The sequence below is a fragment of the Salicola sp. AFF1 genome (assembly GCF_056783195.1).
The window spans coordinates 13,261-27,566 of record NZ_JBXAYL010000011.1 but is presented as its reverse complement, the minus strand read 5'-3'; the positions used below and the strand labels follow the sequence as shown (position 1 = coordinate 27,566).

Annotated in this window: 13 protein-coding genes; all 13 read right to left on the bottom strand. The window is 63.6% G+C overall.

Annotated features, from left to right (window positions below; all coding sequences use genetic code 11):
• Nucleotides 1-6: 6 nt before the first annotated feature.
• The 13 genes from AC1RQI_RS09250 to mraZ are packed head-to-tail and all read right to left on the bottom strand — an operon-like array spanning nucleotide 7 to nucleotide 14,274.
• A complete protein-coding gene (locus AC1RQI_RS09250) occupies nucleotides 7-834 on the bottom strand; it encodes a cell division protein FtsQ/DivIB (RefSeq protein ID WP_481904534.1) in 828 nt (275 codons plus the stop codon).
• Nucleotides 831-1,790, bottom strand: coding sequence for a D-alanine--D-alanine ligase (locus AC1RQI_RS09245; protein ID WP_481904533.1), 960 nt, complete (start codon nucleotides 1,788-1,790; stop codon nucleotides 831-833). The genes AC1RQI_RS09250 and AC1RQI_RS09245 overlap by 4 nt, the downstream gene beginning before the upstream one ends.
• A complete protein-coding gene (gene murC, locus AC1RQI_RS09240) occupies nucleotides 1,777-3,237 on the bottom strand; it encodes a UDP-N-acetylmuramate--L-alanine ligase (protein WP_481904532.1) in 1,461 nt (486 codons plus the stop codon). Before murC ends, AC1RQI_RS09245 begins: the two co-directional genes overlap by 14 nt.
• Nucleotides 3,230-4,306 carry an undecaprenyldiphospho-muramoylpentapeptide beta-N-acetylglucosaminyltransferase gene (gene murG, locus AC1RQI_RS09235; RefSeq protein ID WP_481904531.1) on the bottom strand — a complete coding sequence of 359 codons (1,077 nt, stop codon included), beginning with the start codon at nucleotides 4,304-4,306 and terminating at the stop codon, nucleotides 3,230-3,232. Before murG ends, murC begins: the two co-directional genes overlap by 8 nt.
• On the bottom strand, nucleotides 4,303-5,409 hold the full coding sequence (ftsW, locus tag AC1RQI_RS09230) for a putative lipid II flippase FtsW (protein WP_481904530.1): 1,107 nt from the start codon (nucleotides 5,407-5,409) through the stop codon (nucleotides 4,303-4,305). Before ftsW ends, murG begins: the two co-directional genes overlap by 4 nt.
• Nucleotides 5,410-5,456: 47 nt before the next feature.
• The gene (gene murD / locus AC1RQI_RS09225; RefSeq protein WP_481904529.1) at nucleotides 5,457-6,800 is read right to left on the bottom strand and encodes a UDP-N-acetylmuramoyl-L-alanine--D-glutamate ligase; all 1,344 of its coding nucleotides are present in this window, start codon (nucleotides 6,798-6,800) and stop codon (nucleotides 5,457-5,459) included.
• An 11-nt stretch (nucleotides 6,801-6,811) separates the two neighbouring features.
• Nucleotides 6,812-7,897 (bottom strand): phospho-N-acetylmuramoyl-pentapeptide-transferase, encoded by a 1,086-nt coding sequence (gene mraY / locus AC1RQI_RS09220; RefSeq protein ID WP_481904528.1) that lies wholly within the window; start codon nucleotides 7,895-7,897, stop codon nucleotides 6,812-6,814.
• Nucleotides 7,891-9,261, bottom strand: a complete 1,371-nt coding sequence (locus tag AC1RQI_RS09215) for a UDP-N-acetylmuramoyl-tripeptide--D-alanyl-D-alanine ligase (RefSeq protein ID WP_481904527.1) — start codon at nucleotides 9,259-9,261, stop codon at nucleotides 7,891-7,893. Before AC1RQI_RS09215 ends, mraY begins: the two co-directional genes overlap by 7 nt.
• Nucleotides 9,258-10,748 (bottom strand): UDP-N-acetylmuramoyl-L-alanyl-D-glutamate--2,6-diaminopimelate ligase, encoded by a 1,491-nt coding sequence (locus AC1RQI_RS09210; RefSeq protein ID WP_481904526.1) that lies wholly within the window; start codon nucleotides 10,746-10,748, stop codon nucleotides 9,258-9,260. The genes AC1RQI_RS09215 and AC1RQI_RS09210 overlap by 4 nt, the downstream gene beginning before the upstream one ends.
• Nucleotides 10,745-12,487, bottom strand: a complete 1,743-nt coding sequence (locus AC1RQI_RS09205) for a peptidoglycan D,D-transpeptidase FtsI family protein (protein WP_481904525.1) — start codon at nucleotides 12,485-12,487, stop codon at nucleotides 10,745-10,747. The genes AC1RQI_RS09210 and AC1RQI_RS09205 overlap by 4 nt, the downstream gene beginning before the upstream one ends.
• A 4-nt stretch (nucleotides 12,488-12,491) precedes the next feature.
• Nucleotides 12,492-12,869, bottom strand: a complete 378-nt coding sequence (gene ftsL, locus AC1RQI_RS09200) for a cell division protein FtsL (RefSeq protein ID WP_416633788.1) — start codon at nucleotides 12,867-12,869, stop codon at nucleotides 12,492-12,494.
• 2 nt (nucleotides 12,870-12,871) lie between these two features.
• Nucleotides 12,872-13,804, bottom strand: coding sequence for a 16S rRNA (cytosine(1402)-N(4))-methyltransferase RsmH (gene rsmH, locus AC1RQI_RS09195; RefSeq protein ID WP_481904524.1), 933 nt, complete (start codon nucleotides 13,802-13,804; stop codon nucleotides 12,872-12,874).
• Between the two features lie 20 nt (nucleotides 13,805-13,824).
• A complete protein-coding gene (gene mraZ, locus AC1RQI_RS09190; RefSeq protein ID WP_416633786.1) occupies nucleotides 13,825-14,274 on the bottom strand; it encodes a division/cell wall cluster transcriptional repressor MraZ in 450 nt (149 codons plus the stop codon).
• Nucleotides 14,275-14,306 lie beyond the last annotated feature (32 nt).

Below are 14,306 nucleotides of genomic sequence, written 5' to 3'. Positions count from 1 at the left end.
CGTGATTCAAGAATCTCTCCAGCGCACTGCAACCCCGTTGCCATAGCGCGCATCCACCCCCGTAATGGCCGGCGCCACGGGCGCCAGCCGGGAGTCGTACACTGTCATGAACCGTTCAAAGCGCTCCCGGACCCGATCCCGACCCAGTGAGACGCGTATGCCGTTATCCAGAAGCAGCGTCCAGGCGCCTCTTGCCTCCAGGCTGACGCCTTCAAGTCCAACCCCTTGCGCCGCCAGCTTTTCACGGAAAGCCCTGGCTTGCTTAAGTACCTCGCCCGCCCGCCCCGCCGGTCCCTTGAGCCGGGGCAGGTCCAATGCTGCCGGATTGGCGGGACGAAACACCTCACCCTCGCTGCTGATCAGTGCGCGGCCATTCCACAGAGCCGCTGGTTCATGCTCGCGCACACTGACCGTCAGGGTTCCGGGCCACTCCCGCCCCACCGCGGCGCTTTCAACCCAGGGCATAGTCTCGAGCTGGGCCTTGACCCTGGTAAGATCCGTCGCGAAATAGCTTGCTCCAATAAAAGGCGCCAGTTCTCGCTGCAGCGCCGTTTCCGTAACCCGTTCCGGTTCGCGCTGCACCTGGATCTGACCAAAGTCCCGGTCCAGAAGCTGGACTCCCTGACCGATCGCCCAGGGCAGCACGGCGGCAATGAGCGCGACCAGTCCTGCAAGCGCCACCTGGCGCCAGGGTACCTGCCGCACCGCAGCGCTCCCCATCCGCAAGAGCAGGCGCAGCGCCGATGGATCCTCCACCATGGGACTGGCACCACGCTGGCGCGTGGTGCCGCCCCGTGTGTCCCGGATCCCAAAAGGCTGAAGCCCCGCGCTCATGGAGGGCCCTCCAATGACTGTTCCAGGATCCGGACACAGAGTTCCCGGAAACCGATACCAGCCGCCTCCGCGGCCATGGGCACCAGGCTGTGATCGGTCATGCCGGGAATGGTGTTCACTTCCAGCAGCCAGAAGCCTCCGCTGGCATCCTGCATGACGTCCACCCGGCCCCAACCACAGCCATCAATGATCCGGAAGGCGTCCAGCGACAGCTGCCGGATGCGTTGCTCGTGGGCGTTATCCAGACCACTGGGCAACATGTACTGGGTATCATCCGAAAGGTATTTGGCCTCGAAATCGTAAAAAGTATGGTCTGTCGCCAAACCGATAACCGGCAGCGCCTGTTCCCCCAGGATGCTCACCGTGTATTCACTGCCGGTTATCCATTCCTCAACCAGGACCAGTGGGTCATGCTCGCAAGCCTGGGCATAGGCTTCCTTGAGCTCCGCCACGGTTCCGGCCTTGCAGACGCCGATGCTCGATCCTTCCCGGGCCGGCTTGATGCCGAGCGGTGCACGCAGCTCACCCAGAATGGCTTCCGCCTCATCCTCGGAACGCATGAACCGGAAGGCGGGCGTGGGCAGCCCGGCTCCGGCGAACGCGTACTTGGTGCGAAGTTTATCCATCCCCAGCGCCGAGGCGAGCACGCCACTGCCCGTGTACGCCAGCCCCGCCTGTTGCAGGATCGCCTGCGCGGTACCGTCTTCGCCCCCGCGCCCGTGAAGGGCAATGAAACACCGGTCAAAGCGGCCTGCCGCGGCCAGCTCGAGGATCGCGGTACCCTGAACGTCCACGGGGTGGGCATCGACGCCCGCTGCCTGCAAAGCCTCAGTGACTGCCTGCCCACTCTTGAGCGAGACACTGCGTTCCGCCGAATCGCCGCCCATGAGCACGGCAACCCGGCCCAGGGCCTGCGCCTGCGCGACGCTGACGCGGTATTCGTCAGGGGTCGTCATGATCACCTCCCCTCCCCGTCAGGCCATTGGCGGCAAGACGTGCCGACAGCCCACCGATGTCACCGGCGCCCTGGGTAATCAACAGATCGCCCGGCGCCAGCAGATTACCCAGAAGATCCTCAACCCGATCCCCTTGCTCGACGAAAACCGGATCCAGCTGCCCCCGCTGGCGCATGCTTCGGCACAAGCTGCGGCTGTCCGCACCCGGAATCGCCTGTTCGCCCGCCGGGTAGACCTCCAGCATCAACAGAACGTCCACCGTCGACAGCACGCGTACAAAATCGTCATAAAGGTCACTGGTACGGCTGAACCGGTGCGGCTGGTAGATCATCACCAGGCGACGCTCGGGCCAGGCATCGCGCACGCCCTGAATAACCGCTTCCACCTCGCGCGGATGATGCCCATAGTCATCCACCAGGGTGACGCTGCCCCCCGCCACCGGGTAGTCACCGTAGACCTGGAAACGCCGGCCAACGCCGGAGAACTGCTCCAGCGCCCTGAGAATGTCGGCATCCGCGACCCCCTCGTCCGTGGCGACGGCAATGGCTGCCATGGCATTGAGAACATTGTGACGCCCCGGCATGCGAAGCCGGACCTCAAGATCCGAGTAGCCCTCGGGGCGAAGGGCGCGGAAACGGGTACTGAATCCATCCGTGCTCACGTCCATGGCCCGGTAGTCAGCGTCCTCGCTGAACCCGTAAGTGAGTACGGCGCGCGACATACGCTCAGCCACTTCACGTACCCTTGGATCATCGCAGCACATAACGCTGACGCCGTAGAAGGGCAGACTGTGCAGGAACTCCACGAAGGTCTGCTTGAGCTTTTCGAAGTCACCGCCGTAGGTGTGCATGTGGTCCGCATCAATGTTGGTGACCACACTGATCACCGGCGTCAGGTGCAGGAAGGAGGCATCGCTTTCGTCAGCTTCGGCCACCAGGTAACGGGAGCGCCCAAGCTGGGCATTGGTGCCTGCGCTGTTGAGTTTGCCGCCAATCACAAACGTCGGGTCCAGCCCGCCTTCGCCCAGAATGGAGGCAATCAGGCTGGTGGTTGTCGTCTTGCCATGAGTGCCGGCCACAGCAATACCATGGCGGTAGCGCATGATTTCGGCCAGCATCTCAGCACGCGGCACCACCGGCACCCGGTTTTCCCGTGCCATGGCCACTTCCGGGTTGGTCTCATCCACCGCGCTGGAAACCACGACCACGTCAGCATCCGCACTGTTCTCGCCCCGGTGACCGATGGCGACACTGATACCAAGTCCGCTAAGGCGCTGGGTGACACCACTTTCTCGAATATCGGAACCGGTGACTTCATACCCCTGGTTGTAGAGCACCTCTGCAATCCCGCTCATGCCGGACCCGCCAATGCCGACAAAATGGATACAGCGGATCCGCCGCATCTCGGGCACATCATGAACCATCGGGCTGGTATTGCGCTCAGCCATTGGCGGCCTCCAGACAGTAATTGACAACACGTTCAGTGGCATCCGGGACCGCCAGTCCACGGGCCTTCTCCGCCAGGACGCGCAATGCGTCCCGGTCCTCATTCAGGCGCTGGAGCTCCCGGGCCAGGACTGATGGCTCCAGCTGCGACTGGGGCATCAGCAGCGCCGCCCCCGCGTCGCTCAGGTAGCGCGCGTTGGCCGTCTGATGGTCATCCACGGCGTGCGGGAAAGGCACCAGGATGGAGCCCACCCCCGCACAAGCCAGTTCCGCCAGGGTCAGGGCCCCCGCCCGGCACACCACCAGATCGGCCCAGCGGTAGGCTTCCGCCATATCCTCAATAAAGGGCACCACGTCCGCCGCCACACCCGCTTCGGTATAGAGCTCCTGGGTGCTGTCCACGTGATCGCCGCCACACTGGTGACGGACTACCGGTCGCTGGCCAACCTCCAGCAGCGCCAGAGCCTCCGGTACCCCTTCATTGATGGCGCGGGCACCCCGGCTGCCTCCAAGGACCAGAAGCTTGAGATGTTCTTCCTGACCCACGCGTTCGCCCGGCTCTGGCAAACCGGTCAGGTCCTGTCGCACCGGATTGCCCGTACACCGGGTCACTGTTTGCTCCCCAAATGCCCCTGGGAATGCCTCCAGCGTGATCTCGCTCAGACGCGCCAGCCACTGGTTGGTCATGCCGGCAATCGCGTTTTGCTCATGGATTACCAGCGGGCGACGCAGCAACCAGGCGGCCAGGCCGCCCGGCCCGGCCGCAAAGCCGCCCATGCCAAGCACACAGTCCGGGCGGTACCGCCGCACCACCACCAGCGCCTGCCACAGCGCCCGCACCAGCTTCACTGGTGCCGCCAGCCGCGCCAGGGCACTCTTGCCACGCAGCCCGGAGACCTCAATCAGATGCAGCGGGATATCCCGGTTTCCAATCAACCGGCCTTCCATGCCACCGCTGCTGCCCAGCCAGGCTACGTCATGCCCTTTCTCCCGGAGTGCCTCCGCAGTGGCCAGGGCCGGGAAAACATGCCCCCCGGTACCGCCCGCCATGATCAGGAACCGCTGGCTCATGGTTCACCGCCCTCCTGGGCACCCTGGTCTTCCACTTCCATCTGGACCCGCGCAATCACGCCGATACTCACACAGCTCACGATGAGGCTGGAGCCGCCATAGCTGACCAGCGGCAGGGTCAGCCCCTTGGTTGGCAGAAGGCCGGTATTGACCGCCATATTGATATACGCCTGGAGCGCCAGCAGCAGGGTCAGGCCATAGGCCAGGCACGCCCCGAAGGTCACGCCGGCGTCCCGGGCCTGACGTGCGATGCGCAGTCCGCTCACAACAAGCACCGTAAACGCCGCCAGAATGCACAGTGCGCCCAGCAGGCCAAATTCCTCGGCGGCAATGGCAAAAATGAAGTCCGTGTGCGCCTCCGGCAGATAGAACAGCTTCTGGATCGAGTTGCCCAGACCCACCCCGGTCCACTCACCACGACCGAACGCGATCAGGGCCTGGGTCAATTGATACCCGGAATTGAACTGGTCCTGCCAGGGATCCAGGTAGGCCACCAGGCGCTCGATCCGGTAGGGTTGACTGAGCAACGCGGCCCCCGCCAACGCCAGGCCTGTCAGGCTCATCACCAGGAACCGCCCCAGCCCGACACCACTGACGAAGATCACGCCAAAGGCCGCAGCCATCAGCACCACCACGGCGCCGAAATCCGGTTGCGCAAGGAGCAGCCCGGCAGCAGCCGCCAGTATCACCAACGGCTTGATCACGCCCGGCCAGGTATCCACCACTTCGGCATGACGGCGGACCACGTAGCCCGCCACATAGAGCACCAGCAGCCACTTGGCCGCTTCCGAGACCTGCAGGTTCACGGGACCCAGTGGAATCCAGCGGGAACTCCCATTGACCGTGATGCCGAGCGGCGTCAGCACGACCACCAGCAACACAAAGGCAAGACCCAGCCACAGCCAGGCGCCCCGAAGCCACCAGACCAGTGGGATGTTGGCCGCCCCCAGCCCCGCCAGACAGCCAATCACGGCATACACGCTCTGGCGCAGAACAAAATACAGTGGGCTGCCATGATTCTCGGCAGCAACCTCCATGGAGGCCGAACCGATCATCACAATGCCCAGGGTCAACAGTGCCCCCGCACTCAGCAGCAGCGCCATCAGTTCCCACCGCGGCGCGCGTAGGGGCATGGCTTGAGCAGCAGCCGTCATAGCGCCTCCACGGCCTGGGCGAAGGCATCGCCCCTGGCCTCATAGCTGCTGTATTGATCCAGGCTTGAACACGCTGGCGACAGCAATACCCGGTCTCCGGCCTGAGCCTTTGCCGCCGCCACCGAAACGGCCTCTTCCATGGTGCTGACGCGACTGCTGCCGGCCACCAGAGGGCCAAGGATCTCCTCAAGAAGGGGCCCGTCCTGCCCCAGGAGCACCAGATGACGAACGCGTCCGGCAACCACCTCGCTCAACGGCGACAGGTCGGCGCCCTTGGCATCACCCCCCGCGATCAGTACCAGTTGCCCCTCCGCTGGTGAGAGGCTTTCTATGGCGGCCCGGGTTGCGCCCACATTTGTTGCCTTGGAGTCGTTCACCCATAGAACGCCCTGATGTTCCCGGATACTCTGGCTCCGGTGTGGCAGCCCCCGGAAGCGCCGCGCCGCCGTTAGCATCGGTGCCATGGGCAGGCCCGCCGCATTGCCCAGCGCGAGCGCAGCCAGCACATTGACGATGTTATGCATGCCCGCCACTGCCAGCTCATTGGCGTGGACCAGGTTGTCCAGACCGTGGGTGAGCCAGAGACCGGTGTCGTCTTCCCGTGTGCTGAACACGCCCAGATCCACCCGGAAGAGCCCGAAAAAGTGCGGCACCATACCCTCGTTCAGAAGGGGCTGACTCAGGGGGTCGTCCAGATTCACCACCGCACTGCGGGCCCCCTGGAAGATGCGGTGCTTGGCCTGGAAATAGCTCATGCGATCGGGGTAACGGTCCATGTGATCATCGCTGACGTTCAGAACCGTCGCTACGTCGGGCTTCAGGTCCGTGGTGCGTTCCAGCTGGAAGCTGGAAACTTCCAGGATGTAGAGTTCGATCCCCGGCGCCACCAGATCCAGGGCGGGGGTTCCCAGATTGCCCCCCACCGCGGCGTTCATACCTGCTTCCACGGCCATCTCACCCACAAGCGTGGTAACCGTGCTCTTACCGTTGGAGCCGGTTATCGCCACGACGGGAGCCTCAACCGCCTCGCGGAACAGATCGAGATCGCCGGAGATCCGGGCACCCGCCTCGGCAGCCGCCACAATCGCCGGCTCGTCAAGGCTGATGCCAGGACTAACAATGAGTTCATCAAAGCCACGGAACCAGGCAGGATCGAAGGCACCGGTTACCACTTCCACATCCGGCCAGCGCTCGCGCACGTCGGCAAGGCCAGGCGGCTGGGCACGACTATCCGCCACGGCCAGCTGGCGCCCCCGTGCATGGCAATGACGCACGCACGACAGGCCGGTAGCCCCCAGCCCGACAATCAGCGTCCGACGATCCGATGCAATCAATGCCATGAGCGTCTGCCCTACCTCAGCTTCAGGGTCGCCAGACCCACGAGTACCAGAATGACGGTGATTACCCAGAACCGAACGATCACGCGCGGCTCGGGCCACCCCTTGAGTTCAAAATGATGATGCAGCGGTGCCATGCGGAAGACCCGCCGGCCCGTGAGTTTGAACGAAGCCACCTGAATCATGACCGACAGGGTCTCCACCACGAAGATACCGCCCATGATGAACAGCACGATCTCCTGGCGCACAATGACCGCCAGCACCCCAAGGCCCGCGCCCAGTGCCAGCGAACCAACGTCCCCCATGAAGACCTGGGCGGGATAGGTGTTGAACCAGAGAAACCCGAGCCCGGCGCCGATCAGCGACCCACAGAAAACGATCAGCTCGCCGGTACCAGGAAGGTTCGGGATCTGCAGGTAATCCGCAAAGTTGGCGTGGCCGGAGGCATAGGCAAAGATCCCCAGCGCGGCTCCGACCATGACCGTGGGCATGATCGCCAACCCATCCAACCCGTCCGTAAGGTTCACGGCGTTACTGCTGCCGACGATCACCAAATAGCTCAACACAACAAAGGCCACCGGCCCCAGCAGCAGGCCAAATTCCTTAAAAAAAGGCATGATCAGAGTGATTTCCTGGGGCAATGTGGCGGTGGCATAAAGCGCACAGGCCGCCAGCAGCCCCGTCACGGACTGCCACAAATATTTCCAGCGGGCGGGCAGCCCCTTGGGATCGCGCGCCACAACCTTGCGGTAGTCGTCAATCCAGCCGATGGCGCCAAACGCCATGGTCACGCCCAGCGTGATCCACACGTAGCGGTTGCCCAGATCCGACCAAAGAAGCGTACTGAGCGCCACGGACACCAGGATGAGCGCTCCTCCCATCGTGGGCGTTCCAGCCTTGCTCAGGTGCGTTTCAGGGCCATCGTCACGAACCGCCTGCCCAATCTGGTACTGGGCCAGATGCCGGATCATGGAAGGACCGATGAGCAGTGACAGCACCAGTGCCGTCAGCACCCCGAGAATGCCCCTTAGCGTCAGGTACTGGAATACGGCAAAGCCGCTGATGTACTGCGCCAGAAAATCAGTCAGCCAAACTAGCATGCGTCATTGTTCCTCTCTTTGAGACGGGTGACCGCCCGGTCCATGCCCGCACTACGCGACCCCTTGACCAGAACGGAAGCGGTCTCCCCCACGTCATCCCACAGGCGGTCCGCTAATGCCTCCGGAGTCTCGCCAATGTGGATCCCGTCACCGAAGCCGCTGGCGTAGTCGCTCGCATGCTCACCGGTGACCATGAGTTGTTCGATGCCCAGACCCCGGGCCAGCTCACCCAGGGCCCGATGCTGCTCGGCGGCGTCCGCCCCGAGTTCCGCCATGTCCCCCAACAGCGCAAAACGCGGCGCCGGCATGGCAGCCAATGTCCTTAGCGCTGCTTGCATAGAGGCCGGATTGGCGTTGTAACTGTCATTGAGAACGCGAATGCCCGGCCGCAGCGCAATGGGCTCCAGCCGGCCGGCAACCGCGGGGGTCTTCGCCAGGCCAGCGGCAACCTGTTCCATACCCACGCCCAGGCTGTGCGCCGCGGCAGCCACCAGCAGCGCGTTTGCCACGTTGTGGCGGCCCGGCAGAGGCAGCCGGATAGGGGTGGTAGGGACCAGGTCGCCGACCAGGCTGAAAGCAAGGCCATCGGCATCCTCGTGGACCGATTCCGCCCGGAAGCTGGCGTCGTGACTCCCCGCCGCGGACACGCTGAGGACGCGGCGCATGCCAGCGCGTGCGCGCCATTCCTCAAAGGCGGCGTCGTCATGGTTCAGTACAACAGTGCCATCACCCTGAACGGTTTCGATCAGCTCGCCCTTGGCGACAACAATGTTGTCCAGGCTGCCAAAGCCTTCCAGGTGTGCTTCACTGGCATTGGTGATGATGCCCACTTCAGGTGCCACCAGTGCCCCGGTCCAGGCGATCTCGCCCAGCCCACTGGCCCCCAGCTCCAACACGGCGTAATCGGTATCCGGCCCAAGCCGGAAAAGCGTCAATGGCACCCCGATCTGGTTGTTCAGGTTGCCCTCGGTGGCCGTCACGGCGCCGGCCTCGGCAAGCACCTTCTGCATCATCTGGCGCGTGGTCGTCTTGCCGGAGCTGCCGGTGATGGCAACCATCCGCCCGCTGTATTCAGCGCGATTCAGGGCTGCCAGGCGGCCCAATGCGTAATGGCTGTCACGCACCTGGACCACTGGCATGCTCGCATCCACTTCCTTCTCAGCGATGATGGCGCAGGCGCCAGCCTTTTCAGCCTCGCGCACGAAATCGTGACCATCGAACCGCTCGCCGTTCAGCGCCACGTAGAGGGCACCTCTCTCCAGGGTCCGGGTATCGATACCGATCCGGCTGAAGAAGAGATCATCGCCACGCAGTGTGCCCTCAACCAGAGGGGTGATTTCGGCCAGAGAGAGTGCCCGCATCATGCCGCTTGCCCTCCCTCGCCGATCAGCCGGCGCACGACCTGGGCATCACTGAAGGGTGACCGGATACCCTCGCGCTCCTGGGTGGTTTCATGCCCCTTCCCCGCGATCAGGACCATATCCTCGGCCCCCGCTTCCCGGAAGGCGGTCCCGATTGCCTCCTCGCGGTCATGGATCACCTTCACGCCCCTGGCATCAGCCACCCCGGAGAGGATATGCCCGGCAATACCCGCGGGCGCCTCGTCACGCGGGTTGTCATCCGTCACGATCACATGATCCGCCAGGCGCGCCGCCACTTCCCCCATCGCCGGGCGCTTGGCCTTATCCCGATTGCCTCCACAGCCAAAGACGCACCAGAGCTCCCCCCCAACATGGGGCCTGAGCGCTTCGAGCGCCTGCTCCAGCGCTGCTGGCGTATGCGCATAATCAATGACCAACGCCAGGCCGCTGGCCGCGACATGCGGCTCCAGACGCCCGGGGGGTGCTTTCAGCTCAGGGGCAGCAGCCTCAATCACCGTCCCAGGCACCCCGATGGCCAGCGCGGTCGCACTGGCCGCGGCCAGGTTCTCCGCATTGAAGCGGCCAATAAGAGGGGTGGTCAGTGACAGCTGCCCCATACGGGTATCCAGGGTAATCTCCATGCCATCCGCAGCGGCACGAACACCCTTGATACGGCAGTCAAGCTGAGGCGCTGCCTGGCCGTAACGCCACCGCCGTGTTTCCGCCGGGAGCTGAGCCATCAGTTGAGCGCCAAAGTCATCATCGGCATTGATCACGGCCACTTCCGGTTCGTGCTCTGTAAACAGGCGCGCCTTGGCAGCGCCATAAGCGGTCATATCCGAGTGGTAATCAAGGTGCTCTGGCGACAGGTTCGTGAATACGCCAGCATCGAACCGGACGCGATCCACGCGCCCCTGCACCAGCGCATGGGAGGAAACCTCCATGACCACAGCCTTCGCTCCCTTATCCCGGAACTCGGCAAGCAGGCCGTGCACCCGCACTGCATCCGGCGTTGTGTGGTAGGCCGGCTCCCGGAACGAACCAAAGGTATACCCCAGGGTCCCCATGGTGGCCGTTGGCATGCCTCCAGCTTCCAGAATGGAAGCGATGAACCCCGTTACCGAGGTTTTGCCGTTGGTTCCCGTCACGCCAATCACAGTGAGATGAGCCGAAGGGCAGCCATAGAAATGATCAGCAAGGCACGCCAAGCAGCCCGCAAGCCCCACGACCGGCACCAGGACCGCGTCGCAGTATTCCCGCGGTGCGCCTCTCGTTTCGGATTCAAGAAGGATGGCGGCGGCCCCGCGCTCCACGGCATCGTCCACATGGGCCCAGGCATTGCCACTGCTGCCAGCCAGGGCGACAAAGGCATCACCCGGACGGATAAGGCGGCTATCGGCTATCAGGCCATGGACCCACACATCCAGTATCGACGGAAGATCAACCCGATCCCGGAGCAGACTCTTGAGGCTGTGCGCACCGTGGCTCATCCCTGACCTCCTTCAGAGCCCTTGGCTTCCTGCGCCATGGACGTGCCCCGGCTGGGGCTGACATTCAGCAGCCGCAAGGCATCGCCCATAATGCGACCAAAAATCGGGGCGGCCACTTCACCGCCGTAGTACTCCGTACGCGACGGCGCATCAACGGCCACCACGGTCACCACCTCCGGTTCGTCCACCGGTCCCATACCCGCAAAAAGCGCCTTGTACTGATCGGACTCGTAGCCACTGGCACCGACCAGGTGCACGGTCCCGGTTTTCCCCGCCAGCTGATAGATCCCCTGGTCCGCGCGCGACCCAGTCCCGTCTTTCACAACCTTGGCCAGCATCGTCCGGACCTGACGGGCGGTCTTGCGCGACATCACCCGTTCGCCACGCGGCGGCTCATCGTTCTTCAGCAAGCTGACCGGGTAGCGCACACCGCCATTCGCCAGCGTCATATAGGCCTGAGCCATCTGCAGCGCGTTCACACTGAGCCCATAACCGTAGGAAAGCGCCGCTACCTCAACCGGACGGAGGTTAACGCTCGCCGGCAGAATCCCCACCGACTCGCCCGGAAAGCCGATGCCAGTGGACTGGCCAAAACCCACGCGATAGAAAAGACTCTGGAGCTGTTCCCCCGAGAGGTCCGAAGCAACCCGGCTGATGCCCACGTTGGAGGAGTGCACCACAATACCCGTGAGCGATAGCCGGCCGTAATCGCGGTGATCCCGGATGGTGTAAGCCCCCATCTGGCGATAGCCGGGACTGGTATTGACCATGGTATGGGGCGTGAACTTGCCGGACTCAATGGCCGCAGCCGCCGTAAAGGGCTTAACGGTGGAGCCCGGCTCGTAAAGGTCCGTAATCGCCCGATTACGGACCCTCGCCGGATCCCGCTGCCCCCGGTCATTGGGGTTCAGGGCCGGCTGGTTGGCCATTGCCAGCACCTCGCCACTGTCAACATCCATCATGACCACGGTGCCACCACGGGCTTCATGGGCCTCCACCGCAGCCTTGAGCTCGCGGTAGGCGAGATACTGCAGCCTAAGATCCAGGCTCAGGGTCAGCTCGTTACCAGGCTGGGCTTCACGGATCGGGCCCAGCTCCCGGATTGTGCGCCCGCGGTTATCACGGAGCACGCGCTTGCTGCCCTTGTCCCCTGCCAACCATTCGTTGTAGGAAAGCTCCAGGCCCTCCTGGCCCTGCTCATCAATGTTGGTGAACCCAATCACATGCGAGGTCACCTCGCCAGCGGGATAATACCGGCGGTATTCACGCCGGCTGTAAACGCCACTAACCCCCAGGTCCATGACACTTCGCGCAAGGGCTGGCTGAACCTTACGACGCAGGTAGAGGAATTCGCGTTCACTGTTATCTGCAAGACGCTCCCGCAGCTTTGCCTCGTCGAGCTCAGCGACCTTCGCCAGCTTGCTGATGGCCGGATCATCCGGCCCCAGTTCCCCGGGGTTGGCCCAGAGGGTTTTCACCGGCGTACTAACGGCAAGAGGCTCGCCGTGGCGATCCCGGATCACGCCCCGGTGGGCGTCAATAGGCTCCACGCGGGCCGTCCGGGCCTCGCCCTGGCGCCGCAGGAACTCGTTATCCAGAACCTGCAGCTGCACCAGGCGTCCGGCCACCGCAACGGCGGCCCCCATTACCGCAACGAGCACAAGAAGGTGCCGCCAGGGTGCCATGGGCACGCGGTCGCGCCTGCGAGCGGTCTGTTGGTGTTCTTGTTGTCCCGCCATGAATCTACCGCGTCGTAACGACTACAATGTCATCGCGGGCGGGAACCTTCATATCCAGCTCCCGCGCCGCGCGCCCTTCCACATGGCTGTGCGCACTGAGCGCACTCTGTTCCAACAGTAATTGGGTCCACTGGCGCTGGTAGCCATCCCGCTCATCCTGGAGGTCGCTGAGCGTGCTATACAGCGACCGGTTGAGATAGGAGGCATGCACCACCGCCAGCGCGGATGCTGTCAGCGCCACGAACATCAACAGGGTTACCAGTACCCTGACATCCCACAGGGAGCGAAAAATGCGCGCGGAAATGCGGCCGGCGGCGTCCAGCACCTGATGCCAGCGCAGAGCCCGCTCACTGGCGGAAGACCGAACCGCTGTCGCGCCCATGGTCAGGCCTCCCCACCGCTGCATCGCTCCAGAACGCGCATCACCGCGCTACGCGCCCGTGCATTGACACTGCGTTCCGCTTCCGATGCCTGAACTGCGCGCCCCAGGGTACGAAACCCGGTTTCTTCCATTTCCGCCGTCACAGGGACCCCCCGCGGCAACTTCGGCCCCCGGCTGCAATCGCGCATGAATCGTTTCACCCGGCGATCCTCCAGTGAATGGAAACTGATCACCACCAATCGCCCTCCCGGCGCCAGATAATCCACCGCTTGCCGGAGCGCCTCATCCAACTGTGGCAATTCCTCGTTCACCCGGATCCGGATCGCCTGAAAAGAACGGGTTGCCGGATGCTTGTAGCGATCCTCAAACGGCACGGCTTCCCGGATCAGTTCCGCCAATTGCCCTGTGCGGGTAACGGGCTGCTCCTGCCGCACCTCGACGATCCGGCGGGCAATCCGCTTGGCAAAGCGCTCCTCGCCGTAGTCCCGAAGCACCCGTGCGATCTCGCGCTCATCCTCCCGGGCCAGCCAATCGGCTGCACTCTGGCCGGTGTCCGGATCCATGCGCATGTCCAGCGGCCCGTCATGGCGGAAGCTGAAGCCGCGCTCGGGTTCATCCAGCTGCGGTGAAGAGACCCCCAGATCCAGAAGAACGCCGTCCACCCTGGACCACCCCGCCTCTTGCAGAACGCCGCCCAGGTCCCCAAAAGCCCCGCGCTGAACACTGACGCGGGCGTCCTGAGCCGCCAGCTCCTCAGCCACCAGTACGGCTTGCGGGTCACGATCCAGAACCAGCAGTCGCCCGGACTCATCCAATCGCTCCAGAATGGCCCGACTGTGGCCTCCCCGGCCAAAAGTGGCGTCCACATACTGGCCCGCCGGCGTAGTCACCAACGCATCAATGGCTTCCTGTTGCAGTACGGACTCATGCACCATGACCACTCTCCAGCCTCCGCCTAGAGCGACAGAGACTTCATCTCCTCGGGGATTTCCTCATCACCATCATCTTCCTCAAGCCAAGCCATCCAACGATCTTCGCTCCACAGCTCCAGCTTGCGGCCCTGCCCAACCAGATAGAGCTTTTTTTCCAGACCGGCGTAATCACGCAATGTCTGCGGAATCAGGATCCGGCCCGCGCTGTCCAGCTCCATAGGGCTGGCGTAACCGATGAGCAACCGCTGGGTGCGACGGACCGCCTTATTGAAGCTCGGTAACGCCTCAATCTTGGGCAGGATCTCCTCCCATTGCGGTTCCGGGTAGACCAACAGGCAGCGCTCCTCGGTATGGGCTGTCAGCACAATACGGCCACCACACAGGGTTTCGAGATCCTCACGAACCCGCGCGGGAATCGCCACTCGCCCCTTAGCGTCCATATTGATCGCATGACTTCCGAGAAAGTTTGTCATGGCCGGATTCGCTACCCCGATTCAGTGACCGG

What these genes read in the sequence shown, in the direction of transcription:
- AC1RQI_RS09250 (WP_481904534.1), bottom strand. Translation starts at nt 834, where the DNA reads ATGAGCGCGGGGCTTCAGCCTTTTGGGATCCGGGACACACGGGGCGGC.
- AC1RQI_RS09245 (WP_481904533.1), bottom strand. Translation starts at nt 1,790, where the DNA reads ATGACGACCCCTGACGAATACCGCGTCAGCGTCGCGCAGGCGCAGGCC.
- murC (WP_481904532.1), bottom strand. Translation starts at nt 3,237, where the DNA reads ATGGCTGAGCGCAATACCAGCCCGATGGTTCATGATGTGCCCGAGATG.
- murG (WP_481904531.1), bottom strand. Translation starts at nt 4,306, where the DNA reads ATGAGCCAGCGGTTCCTGATCATGGCGGGCGGTACCGGGGGGCATGTT.
- ftsW (WP_481904530.1), bottom strand. Translation starts at nt 5,409, where the DNA reads ATGGCGCTGCTGCTGAGTGCGGGGGCACTGTTGACCCTGGGCATTGTG.
- murD (WP_481904529.1), bottom strand. Translation starts at nt 6,800, where the DNA reads ATGGCATTGATTGCATCGGATCGTCGGACGCTGATTGTCGGGCTGGGG.
- mraY (WP_481904528.1), bottom strand. Translation starts at nt 7,897, where the DNA reads ATGCTAGTTTGGCTGACTGATTTTCTGGCGCAGTACATCAGCGGCTTT.
- AC1RQI_RS09215 (WP_481904527.1), bottom strand. Translation starts at nt 9,261, where the DNA reads ATGATGCGGGCACTCTCTCTGGCCGAAATCACCCCTCTGGTTGAGGGC.
- AC1RQI_RS09210 (WP_481904526.1), bottom strand. Translation starts at nt 10,748, where the DNA reads ATGAGCCACGGTGCGCACAGCCTCAAGAGTCTGCTCCGGGATCGGGTT.
- AC1RQI_RS09205 (WP_481904525.1), bottom strand. Translation starts at nt 12,487, where the DNA reads ATGGCGGGACAACAAGAACACCAACAGACCGCTCGCAGGCGCGACCGC.
- ftsL (WP_416633788.1), bottom strand. Translation starts at nt 12,869, where the DNA reads ATGGGCGCGACAGCGGTTCGGTCTTCCGCCAGTGAGCGGGCTCTGCGC.
- rsmH (WP_481904524.1), bottom strand. Translation starts at nt 13,804, where the DNA reads ATGGTGCATGAGTCCGTACTGCAACAGGAAGCCATTGATGCGTTGGTG.
- mraZ (WP_416633786.1), bottom strand. Translation starts at nt 14,274, where the DNA reads ATGACAAACTTTCTCGGAAGTCATGCGATCAATATGGACGCTAAGGGG.